Annotated in this window: 16 protein-coding genes; 7 read left to right on the forward strand and 9 right to left on the reverse strand. The window is 68.1% G+C overall.

What is annotated here, in order from left to right; translation table 11 throughout:
- Nucleotides 1-83: 83 nt before the first annotated feature.
- Nucleotides 84-1,565, forward strand: a complete 1,482-nt coding sequence (locus IE191_RS02660; RefSeq protein ID WP_191322802.1) for a sensor histidine kinase — start codon at nucleotides 84-86, stop codon at nucleotides 1,563-1,565.
- Between the two features lie 7 nt (nucleotides 1,566-1,572).
- The gene (locus IE191_RS02665; RefSeq protein WP_191322803.1) at nucleotides 1,573-2,337 is read left to right on the forward strand and encodes a LytR/AlgR family response regulator transcription factor; all 765 of its coding nucleotides are present in this window, start codon (nucleotides 1,573-1,575) and stop codon (nucleotides 2,335-2,337) included.
- 153 nt (nucleotides 2,338-2,490) lie between these two features.
- Here the strand turns inward: IE191_RS02665 and IE191_RS02670 are convergent, their stop codons facing one another.
- Together IE191_RS02670 and polA are read right to left on the reverse strand one after the other, a co-directional pair.
- The gene (locus IE191_RS02670) at nucleotides 2,491-3,999 is read right to left on the reverse strand and encodes a YifB family Mg chelatase-like AAA ATPase (protein WP_191322804.1); all 1,509 of its coding nucleotides are present in this window, start codon (nucleotides 3,997-3,999) and stop codon (nucleotides 2,491-2,493) included.
- A 182-nt stretch (nucleotides 4,000-4,181) separates the two neighbouring features.
- Nucleotides 4,182-7,016, reverse strand: coding sequence for a DNA polymerase I (gene polA / locus IE191_RS02675; RefSeq protein ID WP_191322805.1), 2,835 nt, complete (start codon nucleotides 7,014-7,016; stop codon nucleotides 4,182-4,184).
- Between the two features lie 337 nt (nucleotides 7,017-7,353).
- On the opposite strand from polA, the gene IE191_RS02680 reads away from it, so the two are divergent.
- The gene (locus IE191_RS02680; protein ID WP_022677666.1) at nucleotides 7,354-7,551 is read left to right on the forward strand and encodes a hypothetical protein; all 198 of its coding nucleotides are present in this window, start codon (nucleotides 7,354-7,356) and stop codon (nucleotides 7,549-7,551) included.
- A 411-nt stretch (nucleotides 7,552-7,962) separates the two neighbouring features.
- Here IE191_RS02680 and IE191_RS02685 read toward each other — a convergent pair whose 3' ends face one another.
- Entirely contained in the window at nucleotides 7,963-8,925 is a 963-nt protein-coding gene (locus tag IE191_RS02685; RefSeq protein WP_229815060.1) for a serine hydrolase, read from the reverse strand.
- Nucleotides 8,926-9,098: 173 nt separating this feature from the next.
- Nucleotides 9,099-10,604 (reverse strand): replicative DNA helicase, encoded by a 1,506-nt coding sequence (locus IE191_RS02690; RefSeq protein WP_191322807.1) that lies wholly within the window; start codon nucleotides 10,602-10,604, stop codon nucleotides 9,099-9,101.
- Between the two features lie 174 nt (nucleotides 10,605-10,778).
- Here IE191_RS02690 and IE191_RS02695 point away from each other — a divergent pair, with 174 nt between their 5' ends.
- A complete protein-coding gene (locus tag IE191_RS02695) occupies nucleotides 10,779-11,261 on the forward strand; it encodes a UPF0262 family protein (protein ID WP_191322808.1) in 483 nt (160 codons plus the stop codon).
- A gap of 244 nt (nucleotides 11,262-11,505) precedes the next feature.
- Here IE191_RS02695 and IE191_RS02700 read toward each other — a convergent pair whose 3' ends face one another.
- From IE191_RS02700 to erpA, 5 genes are all read right to left on the reverse strand, one after another.
- Nucleotides 11,506-11,970: a Fur family transcriptional regulator gene (locus IE191_RS02700; RefSeq protein WP_191322809.1), complete on the reverse strand. Its 465-nt coding sequence runs from the start codon at nucleotides 11,968-11,970 to the stop codon at nucleotides 11,506-11,508.
- 36 nt (nucleotides 11,971-12,006) lie between these two features.
- The gene (gene msrA, locus IE191_RS02705) at nucleotides 12,007-12,702 is read right to left on the reverse strand and encodes a peptide-methionine (S)-S-oxide reductase MsrA (RefSeq protein ID WP_229815061.1); all 696 of its coding nucleotides are present in this window, start codon (nucleotides 12,700-12,702) and stop codon (nucleotides 12,007-12,009) included.
- Nucleotides 12,699-12,851: a hypothetical protein gene (locus IE191_RS02710; protein WP_191322810.1), complete on the reverse strand. Its 153-nt coding sequence runs from the start codon at nucleotides 12,849-12,851 to the stop codon at nucleotides 12,699-12,701. The genes msrA and IE191_RS02710 overlap by 4 nt, the downstream gene beginning before the upstream one ends.
- Nucleotides 12,852-12,980: 129 nt before the next feature.
- Complete coding sequence (gene xth, locus IE191_RS02715; RefSeq protein ID WP_229815062.1) at nucleotides 12,981-13,781, reverse strand: exodeoxyribonuclease III; 801 nt, start codon at nucleotides 13,779-13,781, stop codon at nucleotides 12,981-12,983.
- Complete coding sequence (erpA, locus tag IE191_RS02720; RefSeq protein WP_191322811.1) at nucleotides 13,778-14,110, reverse strand: iron-sulfur cluster insertion protein ErpA; 333 nt, start codon at nucleotides 14,108-14,110, stop codon at nucleotides 13,778-13,780. The genes xth and erpA overlap by 4 nt, the downstream gene beginning before the upstream one ends.
- A gap of 96 nt (nucleotides 14,111-14,206) precedes the next feature.
- Here erpA and IE191_RS02725 point away from each other — a divergent pair, with 96 nt between their 5' ends.
- From IE191_RS02725 to IE191_RS02735, 3 genes are read left to right on the forward strand one after another with little or no spacing between them, the layout of a single operon-like run.
- Nucleotides 14,207-14,947, forward strand: a complete 741-nt coding sequence (locus IE191_RS02725; RefSeq protein ID WP_191322812.1) for an alpha/beta fold hydrolase — start codon at nucleotides 14,207-14,209, stop codon at nucleotides 14,945-14,947.
- Between the two features lie 7 nt (nucleotides 14,948-14,954).
- Nucleotides 14,955-15,857 (forward strand): tetratricopeptide repeat protein, encoded by a 903-nt coding sequence (locus IE191_RS02730; RefSeq protein WP_191322813.1) that lies wholly within the window; start codon nucleotides 14,955-14,957, stop codon nucleotides 15,855-15,857.
- Entirely contained in the window at nucleotides 15,854-16,849 is a 996-nt protein-coding gene (locus IE191_RS02735; RefSeq protein WP_191322814.1) for an LLM class flavin-dependent oxidoreductase, read from the forward strand. The genes IE191_RS02730 and IE191_RS02735 overlap by 4 nt, the downstream gene beginning before the upstream one ends.
- Nucleotides 16,850-17,008: the final 159 nt, after the last annotated feature.

Genomic DNA, 17,008 nt, shown 5'->3' on the forward strand with positions numbered 1-17,008 from the left:
CCCGGTTCACTCCCCTCGATCAACCGCGCATGGCGCTCGACTGCCGCACTGGCGCCGGGCGGCCGCCTGCCCTACCAAGCGGCATGGCCACACCCGCGCGGATCGACCCGCCTTCTTCCCTGACCGATTTTTCGCACGAGACCACACCGGGCACCGGCACCGCGCATGTCGGCGCACGGCAGGTGGTGCTGTCCGCCGCAGCGCTGTGGCTGTGCTATTTCGTGCTCGTCTCGATCCGCTGGGCGCTGGTCGGGCCGCCCGAGACCGATCTGTCGATCTGGATCGAGCTGCTCTGGCGGCGCGGGCTGGTGACCATCGCGGGGATTGCCGTCACCGTGCTGGTCTGGCCGGTGCTGCGCCGCTGCGACCATTGCCGGCTGGGCCTGCGCGTCGCCTTTGCGCTGGTGATCATGCTGCCTGCCGCGCTGCTGCTGGCCGTGGTCAACCAGCAGGCCTTCGCCCCGCTCGAAGCGCATTGGGACAAGGAAGCGCAGCAGCAGGACCAGGCCGCCGCCCGCGCCGACGCGGCACAGCGCAACACCGGCGGCAACATGCTGATCGACGTGGCCCCACCCGCGCCTTCCGCACCGGCCGAGCCCCCTGCGCCGCCCGCCCCGCCCGCCCCGCCGGGCGCGCCAGCCACACCGGGCACAGGCGGAAGCGGGGGCGCTGGCGGAAAGGTCAGCGTGCGCCATCACGCCGATGGCACCACCGAAATCACCGCGCCCGGCGTCCACATCATCACGCGCGAGCCGGCCACGCCGGAAAACACGGCGCCGGGAGCCGTCGCCAAGCAGATCAACCAGGACGAAGGCTGGCAGGAACTGACCGACATCGCGCTCGGCCGCTATTTCCTGCTGATCGCCTGGGCCGCGCTCTATCTGGCGCTGGGCAATGCCGAGCAGCGCCGCGCCGCCGAATGGCGCGAGGGCGAATATCGCCGCGCGGCCAAGGCCGCCGAACTGCGTTCGTTGCGCTATCAGGTCAATCCGCACTTCCTGTTCAATACGCTCAATTCGCTCTCGGCCCTGGTGATGGTCGGCCGCAGCGAGGAAGCGGAGCGGATGATCCAGACCATTTCCAGCTTCTATCGCCACAGCCTGGCCGCCGATCCCACCGCCGACGTGCCGCTGGCCGACGAGATCGCACTGCAACGCCATTACCTGGCGATCGAAGGCGTGCGCTTTCCCGAGCGGCTGCGCGTGGAATTCGACGTGCCCGAAGACGTTGCCCAGGCCTGCGTGCCGGGCATGATCCTGCAACCGCTGGTGGAAAATTCGATCAAATATGCCGTTTCGGCCACCACCCGCCCGGTGACGATCAGCATCCGCGCGCGGATGTCCGGCGACCTGCTGGTGCTGACCGTGGCCGATGACGGGCCGGGCCTGCATGGCGCGGGTGCGGATCATGCCACAGTGCCTGCGGGCGGCACCGGCATCGGCCTTGCCAACGTGCGCAGCCGCCTGGCCGCGCGCTTTGGCGCCCAGGCGCGGGTGGAAAGCGCGCCGCTGCCCGCCGGCGGCTATGCCACCGTGCTGACTCTTCCCATCATTTCCAACCTGTAGAGGCCCCATGCGCACCCTGATCGTGGACGACGAACCCTTGGCCATCGAACGCATGCAGATCCTGTGCGCGCGCATTCCCGCGTTGCAGATCGTCGGCACCGCCGCCGATGGTGCCGCCGCGCTGCGCCTGGTGGAGGCGCTGTCGCCCCAGCTCGTGCTGCTCGACATGACCATGCCCGAACTCGACGGGCTGGGCGTGGCCCGCGCGCTGGTGCAGCAGGATCCCAAGCCGATGGTGATCTTCGTCACCGCGCACGATCACTTCGCGGTGGAAGCCTTCGATTGCGAGGCCGTGGACTACGTGCTCAAGCCCGTGGCGCAGGATCGGCTGGAGCGCGCGGTGGAACGCGCGCTCGCCCGCCAGGCCACCCTGGGCGAGGTCGCAGCGGCGTCGGCCCCCGTCGCCTCGGCTCCGGCCACGCCGGCTCCGGCACCTTCGTCGTGGATCGAGGAATTCTGGGTGCCCCATCGCAGCGAACTGGTGCGCGTGGCCGCCGCCGATATCGACCGCATCGATGCCGAGCGCGACTATGTGCGCCTGCACGTGGGGCAGCGCAGCTATCTGATGCTGCACACCATCCAGCGGCTGGAAGACCGCCTCGATCCGGCCCACTTCATCCGCCTGCACCGCTCCACCATCGTGCGCCGCAGCCGCATCCTGGGCCTGCGCCACGATGGCCTGGGGGTGTGGTCGGCCGAACTGGCCGACGGCACCATGCTGCGCATCGGCCGGACTTATCTCGCCAAGGCCAAGGCCATGGCGGGGCGCTAGGGCCTTTGGGAATTTAGGCCATGGCGGGCTGCGAACGGCCGCTTTTCGCGCTTCCGGTGCTCACGTACATAAAAGTACGCTGCGCTCCGGGTCACGAAAATCAGCCATTCTCGCTCCACCCTGGCCTAAATTCCCAAAGCCCCTAAAGATCACTCAAGCGCGCGGCGCCACGCGGCGATAGCTCAGCGCCTCGGCCACGTGCACGCGGCCGACGCTTTCCGCCCCCGCCAGGTCGGCAATGGTGCGCGCCACGCGCAGGATGCGGGTATAGCCGCGCGCCGAAAGCCGCATCGCCTCGGCCGCCTTGAACAGCAATTGCCGTCCGGCCTCGTCGGGTGTGGCAAAGCGCTCCAGCAGGTCGCCGTCCAGTTCGGCATTGTTGCGCCGCCGCGTCCCTTCCAGCCGGGCGGTCTGGCGCGCTCGTGCGGCGGCCACGCGCGCGGCAACCTGCTCCGATCCTTCCGCCGGGGGTGGCAGAGCAAGATCGGCGGCCGAGACGGGATCGACTTCCACGTGCAGGTCGATGCGATCGAGCAACGGGCCAGACACCTTGGACTGATAATCGGCGGCGCACTTGGGCGCGCGGCTGCACCCCAGCGCCGGATCGCCCAGATGCCCGCAGCGGCACGGGTTCATCGCCGCGATCAGTTGCACCCGCGCCGGAAAGGTCACGTGCGCGTTGGCGCGCGCCACGGTCACTTCCCCGGTTTCCAGCGGCTGGCGCAGCGAATCGAGCACGGCGCGCTGGAATTCGGGCAGTTCGTCCAGAAACAGCACGCCCAGATGCGCCAGGCTCACTTCGCCCGGCCGCACCCGCAGGCCCCCGCCGGTGAGTGCCGCCATCGAGGCGGAATGGTGCGGAGAGCGGAACGGCCGCGCCCGGCTGATGCGCCCTTCCTCCAGCGTGCCCGCCACCGAGGCGACGAGCGAGGTTTCCAGCGCTTCGGATGGCGTCAGCTCGGGCAGGATGCCCGGCAGGCATGACGCCATCAGCGATTTGCCCGCGCCCGGCGGCCCCACCAGCAGCAGGTTGTGCCCACCCGCCGCGGCGATCTCCAGCGCGCGCTTGGCGGTTTCCTGCCCTTTCACCTGTTTCAGGTCGGCCAGCCGCACCGGCGGCAGGGCCTCGCCCACTTCGGGCGGGGCCAGGCGCTGCGTGCCTTTCAAGTGGTTGAGCAGCGAAATCAGGTCGGGTGCGGCGATCACGTCGATGCCGCTGGCCCAGCGCGCCTCGGTGCCCTGCGCGGCAGGGCAGACCAGGCCCTTCTCCGCCCCGCTGGCATGCAGCGCGGCCAGCAGCACGCCGGGGCTGGGAATGATTCGCCCATCGAGCGCCAGTTCCCCCACCGCGACGTATTCGCCGATGGTCTCGCGGTCGACCACGCCCATCGCCGCCAGCAGCGCCAGCGCAATCGGCAGGTCATAGTGCGAACCTTCCTTGGGCAGGTCGGCCGGGGAAAGGTTGATGGTGATCCGCTTGGGCGGCAGGCTCAGCCCCAGCGCAGCCAGCGCCGAATGCACCCGCTCGCGGCTTTCGCCCACGGCCTTGTCCGGCAGGCCGACCACGCGGAACGAGGGCAGCCCCGGCGCCACCTGGCACTGCACTTCCACCGCGCGGGCCTCCAGGCCCAAGTAAGCCACCGTCGATACCAGCGAAACCATGGCGCGAGGGTTGCCGCTGGTGTTGCCGCGTCACAAGGGGCCGGGGCGGGGTGCTGCCATATCGGTGGCAGTTGTTGGCTGGTAACATGCCCTCCCCAACCCCTCCGGCAGGCGGGAGGAGCTTTTCTGCTCCCCCTCCCGCTGGCGGGAGGGGGTCGGGGGGAGGGCATGTTAACCCGCGCCTAGTGGGCCGCGCCCCAGCTCGGCCCCACGCCGATCTCCACGCCCAAGGGCACGGTCAGGTGCACCGCTGGCGCCGCCGCCCCCGCCATCACGGCGTGGATGATCTCGCTGGCCTTCGCCACGTCGTCCTCGGGCAGTTCGAACACCAGTTCGTCGTGCACCTGCAACAGCATCTTCACCCGCGACAGGCCGGCCTCTGCCAGCGCCGGGCCCATGCGGGCCATGGCGCGCTTGATGATATCGGCGCTGGTGCCCTGGATCGGGGCATTGATCGCGGCGCGCTCACTGCCCTGGCGTTCGGCCTGGGTCTTGGAATTGATGCGCGGGAACCACGTCTTGCGGCCGAACAGGGTTTCGGAATAGCCCTGCGCCCGCACGCTCTCCAGCGTCTCGTGGATATAGCGCTGGATGCCGGGGAACCGCTCGAAATAGCGGTCGATCATCGCCTGCGCTTCATCGGCGCTGGTGCCCAGCCGCGTCGCCAGGCCCCAGCGGCTGATGCCATAGAGAATCGCGAAGTTGATCGTCTTGGCGCGGCCGCGCGTGTCGCGGTTCACTTCGCCGAACAACTCGCGCGCGGTGCGGGCGTGAATGTCCTCGCCCTGCTCGAACGCCTCGCGCAGCGGGGCCACGTCGGCGATATGCGCGGCCAGGCGCAACTCGATCTGCGAGTAGTCCGCGCTCAGCAGCACATGCCCCGGCTCAGCCACGAAAGCCTCGCGGATCTGGCGCCCGATCTCGGTGCGGATCGGGATGTTCTGCAAGTTGGGATCGTTGGACGAAAGCCGCCCGGTCTGCGCGCCGACCAGGCTGTAACTGGTGTGCACCCGCCCGGTATCGGGGTTGATCGCGGCCTGGAGCGCATCGGTATAGGTGCTTTTCAGCTTGGACAACTGGCGCCATTCCAGCACCAGCGTCGCCACTTCCGCGCCCTGCCCGGCCAGGGTTTCCAGCACCGACTGGTCGGTGGAATACTGCCCGCTCTTGCCTTTCTTGCCGCCCTTGTAGCCCAGCTTGTCGAACAGCACGTCGCCCAGTTGCTTGGGGCTGCCGATGGTGAAAGGGCCGCCCGCCTTCTCGTGGATCACCGCTTCCAGCCGGGCGATCTCGGTGGCGAAAGTGCTCGAAAGCCCGGCCAGCACCTCGCGATCGACGCGGATGCCGTGGCGTTCCATCTGCGCCACCACCGGCACCAGCGGGCGGTCGACCCGCTGGTAGACGCGCGTGCCGCCTTCGTCGGACAGGCGCGGGGCAAAAAGCTGGTGCAGGCGCCAGGTCACTTCGGCATCTTCGGCGGCATAGCGCGTGGCATCGGCCAGCGGCACTTCGGCAAACGAGATCTGCTTCTTGCCGGTGCCGCACACGTCCTTGAACAGCATCGTGGTGTGCCCAAGGTGCCGACTGGCCAGCTCGTCCATGCCATGCCCGGCCACGCCGGTCTCGCCGCGCCCGGCATCGAGGCAGAAGCTCATCACCATGGTATCGTCGATCGGCGCCACGGCAATGCCGTGCCGCGCCAGCACGGTGAGGTCATACTTGATGTTCTGCCCCACCTTGAGCACCGCATCGCTTTCCAGCAGCGGCTTGAGCGCGGCCAGCGCGGCCTCGCGCGGGATCTGCACCGGCGCCTCGGCAAACATGTCGGCGCCGCGATGGCCCAGCGGAATGTAGCAGGCCTCGCCCGCCCCCGTCGCCAGGCTCACGCCCACCAGATCGGCGCGCATCGAATCGAGCGCGGAGGTTTCGGTGTCGATCGCCACGGTCCGCGCGGCAAAGGCGCGCGCGATCCAGTCCTGCAAGGCCTCCATCGTCTGCACGCAAGGGTAGGCATCGCGGTCGATCGCCGGCCAGGTCGGTAGCGCCTGGCGCGTCGATTCGACCGGTGCGGGCGCCGAGGCGGCCGATTCGCCCGTGCCTGCCCCTGCGCTCGCCGTGACCGGGGCCGGCGCGCCCAGCTTGCGCAACAGGCTGGTAAAGCCATGGGTGGTCAGGAACGCGGCCAGCGGCTCGGGCGGAATCGGGCCGAGGGCAAAGTCTTCCAGCGGCACGGGCAGCGGGCAATCTTCCTTCAGCGCCACCAGTTGGCGCGACAGGCGGGCCATGTCGGCCTGCTCGATCAGGCTTTCGCGCAGCTTGCTGGCCTTCATTCCCGGCGCAGCGGCCAGGGCCTGCTCCAGCCCGCCGTGCTCCTGGATCAGCTTGGTCGCGGTCTTGGGGCCGATGCCGCGAATCCCCGGCACGTTGTCCACCGCGTCGCCCATCAGGGCCAGCACGTCGCCCACCAGTTCGGGCGGCACGCCAAACTTTTCCACCACTTCGGGAATGCCGATGCGCTGGTTCTTCATCGTGTCGAGCATGTCGACGCAGCCCGCGCCGCCCTGCGCGCACTGGCCGACCAGTTGCATCAGGTCCTTGTCCGACGAAACGATCGTCACGTCCCAGCCCTGCGCCGTGGCGGCGCGGGCATAGCTGGCGATCAGGTCGTCGGCTTCCAGGCCTTCTTCCTCGATGCAGGCCAGGCTGAACGCGCGCGTGGCATCGCGGATCAGCGGGAACTGCGGCTTCAGGTCTTCGGGCGGCGGCGGCCGATTGGCCTTGTACTGATCATAGAGATCGTTGCGGAACGTGATCGAGCCCTTGTCGAGGATTACCGCCAGGTGCGTGGGCCCATCGGCCTGGTGCAGGTCTTCGGCCAGGCGCCACAGCATCGTGGTATAGCCATAGACCGCGCCTACCGGCACGCCTTGCGGGTTGGTCAGCGGCGGCAGGCGGTGATAGGCGCGGAAGATGTAGGCCGAGCCATCGACGAGATAGAGGTGGTTGCGGGAATCCATGGGCCAAGCTCCTAGCGCGTCTGTGCCGTTTTGGAAAAGGCTGCTTGGCAAGAGCGGCCCGCGCGCCGCTGCAAGGCCCCGATGTGTGCACCTGCGTAAGAAACCGGATGGGGATTTAACGCTTCATCGCTGCAACAGGGCGCTTGGGCGCAGCAGCGCTCGCGCAAAAAACCCTTGCCGCTAAGGGCGATAGCGACGGCCCGTCGCAATGCTGTCGTCTTGTGCTTGCAAGCCGATGAATTGCCGATTAATTGGGACGTCGAAGTCTACCGTGGGAGTAGGCTTTGCGGCGGGTTTTTGCCCGGCGCGGTTCACTTCAATCCAGGGATTGTAACGCATGCGCAAGCTCATCCTCGCCGCCGTCGCCGGCACCGCCTTCGCCCTCGCCGGCTGCTCGGAAAAGCCGGCTGACACCGCCACTGAAGCTGCCAGCGAAGCCGCTGACGCTTCGGCCGACGCTTCGGCTGCTGCTGCTGACGCCAGCGCTTCGGCTTCGGAAGCCGCCGCTGACGCGAGCGCTGCCGCGAAGATGTAATCCCCGCCCGCAAGGGCAGGTTACAGATAGAAAAGGGCGTAGCCTCGCGGCTGCGCCCTTTTTCGCATGCCCCGCTTTCGCAGATGCAGCGCGATTCGCGGGGATGGCGATGTGCGGTGCAGCGATCTTGCGCTGTGCGTCCACCACCCCCCAACCCCCTCCTCTAAAGAGGATGGGGAGCAAGACACAAAAACCCCCCTCCTCTTCAGAGGAGGGGGTTGGGGGTGGTGCTGAGCCTGGCGCCAAGGGGCTTCGACAAGCTCAGCCCGAACGGCTGTCGTTCTCGAATTCTCCAGCGTTCCCCGTTCGTCCTGAGCCCGTCGAAGGACGCAAGCGCGGCGCCTGACCCCTAGCAGGCTTCGACACAAGCTCAGCCCGAACGGGAACGCGGGAAACCAGGCTCCGACAGCCTCAGCGCCGCCGCGAAACCTCACCCGTCAGGTTGGGGCCATCCGAGGGCGTCAGGAACCCTTCATAGAGCGCGGCGGCGATGCGCGAGATCATGCCGGCTTGCGCCGTGTGATTCTCCGGGCCCGCCACGAAGATCGCCATGGCCACGTGGCGGCCATCGGGCATGCGCACGATGCCGACATCGTCGGTGACGCCGGCCAGCGTGCCGGTCTTGTGGGCCAGCAGCACGCCTTCGGGCAAGCCGGCGCGGATGCGGTTCTTGCCGGTGCTGGTGCGGGTCATGGTGTCGAGCAGCACGGCGCGGGCCTGGGGGCTGAGCGCGCCGCCGCGGTCGATCGCCGAGAGCAGCGCGATCATCGCGCGCGGCGTGCTCGACGTGCCGGTGTCGATCGCACGGGCCGGGTTGATTCGCCCGTCATCGCGCACCAGCGTGGCCATGGTGTGGTCGAGATGCTGGCCGGAAATGCCGGTCTGCACCAGGAAGCGGTTCACTGCGCCGATCCCGCCCACGGCGGCGATCAGGCCGTCGGTGGCATGGTTGTCGCTGCGCGTGATCGAGCGTTCGATCAGGGTCTGGGCAGTATAGACCGGGCCGGGGCGGACCATCGCCACCAGGTTGCGGCGCCCGGCCGGCTCGGGCACGGGCATCATCATCGGCAGGGGCTGGTCCAGCCGGAACTTGCCCTGCTCCACCATCTGGAGGAACGTGGCGGCCACGGCGACTTTGGCCGTGCTGGCCATGGGGAACGGCATGTCGCCATTGATCAGCACCTGCCCGCCGCCATCGAGATCCATCGCGGCCACGCCCACGCGACCGCGCGCAGCGGCCACGATCGAGGCGACGCGCTGCTGGATCGCCAGGTCGCGCGCGCTCTGCACGGCGGCCGGCGGGCGGCTCTGCACCGCCGGAGAGGTGGCCGCCAGGGCCGGAAGCACGGCCAGTGCGGCCGCGAGAATGCGCAATTTACGCTTTGATGGAAGCCCGACCATTATGAAGGATTAACCCAACCCGCCTTATAATTTCGTTGCGTCACGATAAGCCATTGTGACTCCGGCGCAAAGGCAGTGGGTTCCCTGATTCGCCGCCACCCGGCGCACGCGGGCTGCATTTCGTCGCAAGTGTAAAACCGCGCGCCTCAATCGTCCATGTCGTGCATCATCTGGTCGGGCGCGAGATCGCTGAATCGCGTGATCCGCGCTTCGAAGCGCAGGCGCACCTTGCCGGTGGAGCCGTGGCGCTGCTTGGCCACGATCAGTTCGGCCAGGCCGAACACGCGCTCCATTTCCGCGGCCCAGGCGGCGTGCGCCTCGTGGACTTTGGCATCGTCGCTTTCGATCGGGCGCTTCGGCTCGCGCGAGGCGACGTAGTAGTCCTCGCGGAACACGAACCAGACCATGTCGGCGTCCTGCTCGATCGAGCCCGATTCGCGCAGGTCCGACAGCATCGGGCGCTTGTCGTCGCGCTGCTCCACCGCACGCGAAAGCTGCGAGAGCGCGATCACCGGAACCGAGAGTTCCTTGGCCAGGGTCTTCAATCCGCGCGAGATTTCCGAGATTTCGTTGACGCGGTTGTCCGACCGGCCCGAGCCTGACAGCAACTGGAGATAGTCGACCACGATCAGGCCGATGTCGTGCCGGCGCTTGAGCCGGCGGGCGCGGGTGCGCAGTGCGCCGATGGAAAGGCCGGGCGTATCGTCGATGTAGAGCGGCAGTTCGGCCAGGCGCTGGCTGGCGAACGAAAGCTGCTGGAAATCCTCGCGGCTGATACGGCCCATGCGCAGCGATTCGGAACTGATCCCGGATTGTTCGGCCAGGATGCGGGTGGCAAGCTGGTCGGCGCTCATTTCCAGGCTGAAGAAGGCTACCGCCGCGCCCACCGAATCCTTGGCCGAAATGCCGCGCGACATGTCGTCGCGCAGCCGGTCGGCGCAGTTGAACGCGATGTTGGTGACCAGCGAGGTCTTGCCCATGCCGGGGCGGCCGGCGAGGATGATCAAGTCGGAATCGTGCAGGCCACCGATCTTCTCGTTGACCGAGGTCAGGCCGGTGGTGGTGCCCGAGATGTGGCCGCCCGAAAGCAGTGCCTTCTCGATCATTTCCAGGCTGGCGCGGGTCGCCTGGCCGAACGTCTGCGCCTCGTTGCCGGTCTGCGCGCCTTCGGCCACGGCAAACAGCGCCGCTTCGGCCTGCTCGACCTGCTTCAACGGTTCCACCGTCTCGCTGGTGTCCATCGCGCCTTCGACCAGGTTGCGCCCCACGCTGATCAACTCGCGCAGCAGGGCCAGGTCATAGATCTGCTGGGCGAGTTCGCGCGGCGCCAGCAGGCCCTGCCCGTCGGCGGTCAGCCGCGCGAGATAGGCCGTGCCGCCCAGCTCCTTGAGTTCCTCGTCGCTTTCGAAATAGGGCTTGAGCGTCACCGGGGTGACCACCGCCTTGCGATCGATCAGCGCCAGGATGCGCTCGAACACGCGGCCATGCACCGCGGCAAAGAAATGGTCGGACCGCAGCGGCACGGTCATTTCTTCGAGGATGCGGTTGTCGATCAGCACGGCGCCCAGGAAGGCGGCCTCTGCCTCGACATTGGCGGGAAGCGCACGGACCTCGCTGGCCGGACGCGCGAGAATGGCTTCGCTGGCAGACATCCGGTCAAAATGAACCAAGCCCGGGGGTGTGGCAAGGCGGCGACGCGCGTTGCCGGGCGGAGCGTTTTCCACAGCCTGTGGACGGTTTGCCCCGCTCTGGCACCAAGGTAGGAGGGGCCAGGCCCGGCAAGGCGCTTGCTGCGCGGCGCGCCATGTTGCAACACTCGAGGCCTTATGGCGGACCCGCGCATCTCGCATATCGAGCTGGACGAAGCGACCATCGTCTGGCGCAACGCCGATGTGGAGCAGGAGCGCCGCGTGGCGATCTTCGACCTGATCGAGGAAAACACGTTCCGCCCCTTGCGCGCCTGCGCCGCCGGCCACGAAGGCCCCTATCGCCTGCGCCTCTCGGTGACGGACGGGCGCCTCACGCTTGACGTTGCCGACGAAGCCGGGGCCCTGCTCGAAAGCATCGTGCTCGGTTTGGGGCGCTTCCGCCGCCCGATCCGCGAATACTTCGCGATCTGCGACAGCTATTACCAGGCGATCCGCCGCGCCACCGCGCAAGAGATCGAGACGATCGACATGGCCCGGCGCGGCATCCACAACGAAGCGGCCGAAATGCTGCTGGAGCGGCTGGATGGCAAAGTGGAAACCGACTTTGCCACCGCCCGCCGCCTGTTCACCCTGATCTGCGTGCTGCACATCCGGGGGTAGGGCATTTTCAAGGCAGGTGGAATCGCTTGCCGACTCGCAAAATGCCGCAAATCAAAAGGCTGGAGCGTCAGCTTTGCCGCAGTCAAAGTTGAACAGGTCCTAGGGCCTGTGGGGATTTAGGTCAGGGCGGAGCGAGAATGGCTGATTTTCGCGACCCGGAGCGCAGCGTACTTTTGGTACGTGAGCACCGGAAGCGCGAAAAGCGGCCGTTCGCAGCCCGCCATGGCCTAAATCCCCACAGGCCCTAGGCCGCGCAGGCCTGGCAGCGGCCGCGAATTTCCACCACCGGGCGCACGTCGGCAAAGCCGGCTTCGCGCGCGGCTTCGCGCAAGTGGCCGGTCAGGCGGTCGTCGTCGATGTGGGTCACCTGGCCACAGGCGTCGCAGATCAGGAAGATGCAGTCGTGGCGGCAGCCGGGGTGACTGTTGGCGACATAGGCATTGGCGCTTTCCACCCGCCGCGCCAGGTTGGTGCGCACGAACAGGTCGAGGATGCGATAGACGCTGTTGGCGGCCACCCGCTTGCCCCGACGCTGCCCCACGCTTTCGGCAATGTCATAGGCCGAAGCCGGCCGCTCCTGCGCGGCAAGCGCGGCAAAGACATCGGCGCGCATGTCGGTCCACTGCTCGCCCGAAACGGTCAGCGCCTCGCGCGCGGCGGAAACCAGCCCTTCGCCGGCATAGTGATGATGATGATGGTGGCCACCCATGCCCTAGAGATAGGCATTGCCGGCCGCGGTTGCAAATCAGTTGCGCGTGAAATCGGGTTTCCACCACTGCGGGAACGTGCGCTGCAACGCTTCCACCCGCGCCACGTCCCAGCGCAGGATATAGGGATGGCGCGGATTGCGAAAGGCAAAGTCCTGGTGCTCGGCCGGGCCGGGATAGAACCCGCGCCACGGCTCGATCCGCGTCACGATCGGCCGTTTCCACAGCTTGAGCGCCTTGAGCTGCGCCAGATAGGCGCGGGCCACGCGGGCCTGCTCGGGGCCGATCGGCACCAGCGCGTTGCGATATTGCGGGCCTTCGTCCGGCTCCTGCCGGTTGAGCTGGGTGGGATCGCTGGCCACGCCGAAAAAGACCTGGAGCAACTGGTCATAGCGAATCCGCGCCGGATCGTAAGTGACGCGGATCGATTCGGCATGGCCGGTCGTGCCGGTGCTGACCGTCTCGTAATCGGCATCGGCAGCACGGCCGCCTTCGAAGCCGGAAACCACGCTGGTCACGCCCTTGAGATGGCTGAACACCGCCTCCATGCCCCAATAGCAGCCGCCGGCGAACACGGCGGTCTTGAGGCCGGGCGCCTCGTGTGCGGGAATCACCGCCGCCGGCGCCTGCACCGGCGCATCGGCATGGGCCGGGGCCAGGCAGGCCGACAGCGCCAGCAGGGCAAGGGCAGGAATGGCCGCCCCCGGCCAGCGCAGGGAGCGGCGAGCGATCACTGATCGGCACCCACGCTGGGCGCGGCCGATGCTTCTGCCACGGGTGCAAAGACATGGGCTGCGTTGAACATCGTCACGCCCACGGCCACGGCGCCGATCGCGAAGCCGACCAGGAGCGAACGGAAGAAGTCTTTCTGAAACAAACCCATGAAGATAGTCCGGCAATAATCAGTTTCAAATCGCTACCTAGCACGGAATCGGCGTAAACCCAAGTGCCCATTGGAGCTGGGACGCCTCTGGTCGGCCAACCATGGTGAGAATTCGATGAACGGCCGCGATCAGGCACGCAGGCTGACCCAGACCGGCGCGTGGTCGCTGGCCTTTTCCCGGCCACGATGGGCCTTGTCGACGCCCGAGGCGACCAGCCGATCGGCCAGTTCGGGCGAAAGCAGGGCGTGATCGATGCGGAAGCCATGGTCGCGCTGCCAGGCCCCGGCCTGATAGTCCCAGAACGTCCAGGCCCCGCCCTGGGGATGGTGCAGGCCGATCGCGTCGGTCCAGCCCGCGCCCAGCAGGCGGGCATAGGCATCGCGCGATGCAGGCTGCATCAGCGCATCGCTGGCCATCGCCCGCGTGTCCCAGATATCGTTGTCGCGCGGGATCACGTTGTAGTCGCCAAGCACGGCGGCGGGCACTTCCTGTGCCCAGATCTCGGCCATGCGGGCGCGCAGCCGCTCCATCCAGCGCAGCTTGTAATCGAACTTGGGGCCTGGCTGGGGATTGCCGTTGGGCAGGTAGATGCACACCACGCGCAGACCGAAGACATCGGCTTCGAGATAGCGGGAATGCTCGTCTTCCGGCTCGCCGGCGAGGCCGCGCTGCACTTCGACCGGCTTTTCCCCGTCGGCCAGGATGGCCACGCCGTTGAAGCCCTTCTGCCCGTGCCAGATCGCGTGATAGCCGATCTTCTCGAACTCGGCGGCGGGAAAGCCTTCGTCCTGCGTCTTGATTTCCTGGAGACAGGCCACCGACGGCCGGGTTTCCTCCAGCCATTCGAGCAGGCGCGGCAGGCGCGCCTTGATGCCGTTGATGTTGAAGCTGGCCAGCTTGAGCGAAGACGGGATGGCCGCGCCGCTCACACCGAGAAACTCGCGCCGCAGCCGCAGCCCGAGGCAGCGTTGGGATTGGTCACGCGAAACGCCGCGCCGCCCAGCGACTCGACGTATTCGACCATGGCCCCGCCCACCAGATCGAGGCTCACGGTATCGACCACCAGGCGCACGCCATCGGTTTCCACCACCACGTCGTCCGCTTCCACGCCCTCCGCCAGGCCGAAGCGATACTGGAAGCCGGAGCAGCCGCCGCCCTCCACCGCCAGCCGCAGGATCGCAGGCTTGGCCTGCTTGGCGGCAATCGTGGCCACGCGCGCGGCGGCCGAGGGGGCGAGGATGATCGGGGGCTGGCTCATGCCATGGCAGATAGGCGCGCCGCCCCCCTTGCTCAAGAGCCTGTGGACACTCAAGAGCCTGTGGACACCGGCCGCCCCCTGCCGGTAGCACGGGGCATGACCACCACCCACCGCTTCGTTTCCGGCCCCCACGGCCTGCGCCTGGCCACCCGCTTCGTGCCCGGAGCGGGCCCGGCACTGGTGTTCCTGCCGGGCTACATGTCAGACATGGCCGGCAGCAAGGCGCAGGCCGTGTTCGATTGGGCCATGGCGCAGGGGCGCGCCTGCCTGCTGCTCGATTATTCCGGCTGCGGCCTGTCCGAAGGCGATTTTGCCCAGGGCACCCTTTCGCGCTGGCGCGACGACGTCGTGGCGCTGATCGCGGCGCACGGCCTTGATGAGGTGGTGCTGATCGGATCGAGCATGGGCGGCTGGCTGATGCTGCTGGTGGCCCAGGAGCTGGGGCAAACGGTCCGCGCGCTGGTGGGCCTGGCCGCCGCGCCCGATTTCACCACCTGGGGTTACAGCGCCAGCCAGAAAGCCGCGCTGGCTGCGGGCGAAACGGTGTGGGAAGACAATCCCTATGGCCCCGATCCCACGCCGACCCACGCCACGTTCTGGGCCGACGGGCAGGCCCTGCTGCAATTGAACGGCACCGTTCCATTCGATGGTCCGGTGCGGCTGATCCATGGCCAGGCCGATGCCGACGTGCCGTGGGACATTGCGCTACGCCTCGCGGCGGCGCTGCGTTCAGCCGATGTGCAGGTGCACCTGATCAAGGACGGCGACCACCGCCTGTCGCGGCCGCAGGACATTGCCGTGCTGCTGGCCACGCTGACCCGCCTGCTGACCGAATAGAGCCCCCATGCTGCTGGCCGCTGCCCTTCTCCTTTCGCCCCTGATGCCACAAGCCTGGCACCAGATCGGCCCCAATCCCCGGCCGATGGAATTCGGCACCCTGCCCACCCCGGGCCGGCGCAAGACCTTGCAGGGTGGCGACACGCCTCCGCCCGAAAAGCACGATCGCCTGGCCGATTGCCTCACCGTGGGGCGCAGCAATCCCGAACTGGCAGCAAGCCTCGCGCGCCACTGGCTGGAGGAAGTGAAGCTGCCCGCCGAGCGCGTGCGCGCCAACCAGTGCCTGGGCATGATGCTGAGCCAGCAGGGCGATTTCGACGGCGCCCTGACAGCTTTCGGCGATGCCGTGGGCCTGATCCCCGAAGCGCAGGCGGTCGGCGCGGTGCCGCTGATGGCCATGGCCGGCAATGCCGCGCTGGCCGCCGGCAAGCCGCAGGACGCCCTGACCTGGCTGGACCGCGCGCTGATCGTCCACGGCTTTGCCGACAACATGGCCCTGGCCGCGATCCACAACGACCGCGCCCGTGCGCTGGTGGCGCTGGGCCGCAATGCCGATGCCATGGCCGCGCTGGCCAAGGCGCACGAGCTGGCGCCGCAGAACGCGGAAAGCTGGCTGCTTTCGGCCACGCTCTATCGCCGCGACAAGAACCTGGCCGCCGCCCAGCACGATATCGAGGAAGCCGGGCGCCTGGCCCCGCGCGATCCCGCCGTGGGGGTGGAAGCCGGAGTGATCGCCATGCTCGACAACCGCGAGGACGCCGCGCGGCAATCGTGGCAGTCGGTGGTAGCGATGGCCCCGGCCAGTGACGAGGCGCGCGTGGCGCGCGGCTATCTTGAACAGATCGGCGCGGCCCCCACATCCCAGTCCGTTCCGCCCAATCCGGGCCAGGATGAGGAAATCACCCGATGAAACTGTCCGTTCTCGATCTGGTGCCGGTGATCGAGGGCGGCACCCTGCCCCAGGCCATGGCCGACGCCGCGCTGCTGGCCAAGGCGGCCGAAGAAGCCGGCTACAACCGCTATTGGGTGGCCGAGCACCACGGCATGCCCGGCATTGCCGGGGCGGCCGTCTCGGTCGTGCTCGCCCATGTCGGCCAGCACACCCGCGCGATCCGCCTGGGCGCGGGCGGGATCATGCTGCCCAACCACAATCCGCTGGTGATCGCCGAACAGTTCGGCGCGCTCGACGCGCTCTATCCCGGCCGCATCGACCTGGGCCTGGGCCGCGCCCCCGGCGCCGACCAGCGCATCGTGCGCGCGCTGCGCAAGGACGTGAACCGCGCGGCCGAGGATTTCCCGGCCGACGTGGTGGAATTGCAGGCGCAGTTTGCCGGCGATCCGCGCCTGCCGCTCAAAGCCACGCCCGGCCATGGCGCGGCGGTGGACCTGTGGATCCTGGGCTCCAGCCTGTTCGGCGCGCAACTGGCGGCGATGCTTGGCCTGCCCTATGCCTTTGCCAGCCACTTCGCCCCCGATCACCTCGACGCCGCGCTCACGCTCTATCGCGAGCGGTTCCAGCCTTCCGCCACGCTGGAGGCCCCCTATGCCATGGCCGCGATCAACGTGCTCTGCGCGCCGAGCGACGAGGAAGCGCAGTTCCTGGCGAGCAGCCAGGACCAGTCGTTCGTGCGCCTGCGCAGCGGCGATCCCGGTCGCCTGCCGCCGCCGATCGCCGGCTATCGCGACACCCTGGCCGCGCCACAACGCGCCACGCTCGACCATTTCCGCCAGGTCAGCGCGATCGGCAGCCCCGCCACCGTCCGCGCCGGCCTGGAAGCCTTTGCCCATCGCACCGGCGCGGACGAGCTGATCGTGGCCGGCGCCACGTTCGATCCGGCCTTGCGCCGCCGCTCGCTCGCGCTCACGATGGATGCACTCACCCCCGCTGCGGCGAACACCTAAGGGGGACGGGAGCGGGATGGTGAGGCTTTCGTGTCATCACCATTGCCTTTCCGTTGCCTTTCCCAGCGGGTGGCGGTTTGCAATTCAGGTTTCATTCGTTACCAACCAACCAAAGATAACGAAACGGCGGGCATGACAAGCCGACCCGCCCGGGAATGC

Origin of the sequence: Novosphingobium pokkalii (assembly GCF_014652855.1) — a bacterium.
Lineage (GTDB): Bacteria > Pseudomonadota > Alphaproteobacteria > Sphingomonadales > Sphingomonadaceae > Novosphingobium > Novosphingobium pokkalii.

Bases quoted from the DNA above. Each gene is read 5' to 3' on its own strand.
- IE191_RS02660 (WP_191322802.1), top strand. From the start codon at position 84: ATGGCCACACCCGCGCGGATCGACCCGCCTTCTTCCCTGACCGATTTT.
- IE191_RS02665 (WP_191322803.1), top strand. From the start codon at position 1,573: ATGCGCACCCTGATCGTGGACGACGAACCCTTGGCCATCGAACGCATG.
- IE191_RS02670 (WP_191322804.1), bottom strand. From the start codon at position 3,999: ATGGTTTCGCTGGTATCGACGGTGGCTTACTTGGGCCTGGAGGCCCGC.
- polA (WP_191322805.1), bottom strand. From the start codon at position 7,016: ATGGATTCCCGCAACCACCTCTATCTCGTCGATGGCTCGGCCTACATC.
- IE191_RS02680 (WP_022677666.1), top strand. From the start codon at position 7,354: ATGCGCAAGCTCATCCTCGCCGCCGTCGCCGGCACCGCCTTCGCCCTC.
- IE191_RS02690 (WP_191322807.1), bottom strand. From the start codon at position 10,604: ATGTCTGCCAGCGAAGCCATTCTCGCGCGTCCGGCCAGCGAGGTCCGT.
- IE191_RS02695 (WP_191322808.1), top strand. From the start codon at position 10,779: ATGGCGGACCCGCGCATCTCGCATATCGAGCTGGACGAAGCGACCATC.
- IE191_RS02700 (WP_191322809.1), bottom strand. From the start codon at position 11,970: ATGGGTGGCCACCATCATCATCATCACTATGCCGGCGAAGGGCTGGTT.
- IE191_RS02710 (WP_191322810.1), bottom strand. From the start codon at position 12,851: ATGGGTTTGTTTCAGAAAGACTTCTTCCGTTCGCTCCTGGTCGGCTTC.
- erpA (WP_191322811.1), bottom strand. From the start codon at position 14,110: ATGAGCCAGCCCCCGATCATCCTCGCCCCCTCGGCCGCCGCGCGCGTG.
- IE191_RS02725 (WP_191322812.1), top strand. From the start codon at position 14,207: ATGACCACCACCCACCGCTTCGTTTCCGGCCCCCACGGCCTGCGCCTG.
- IE191_RS02730 (WP_191322813.1), top strand. From the start codon at position 14,955: ATGCTGCTGGCCGCTGCCCTTCTCCTTTCGCCCCTGATGCCACAAGCC.
- IE191_RS02735 (WP_191322814.1), top strand. From the start codon at position 15,854: ATGAAACTGTCCGTTCTCGATCTGGTGCCGGTGATCGAGGGCGGCACC.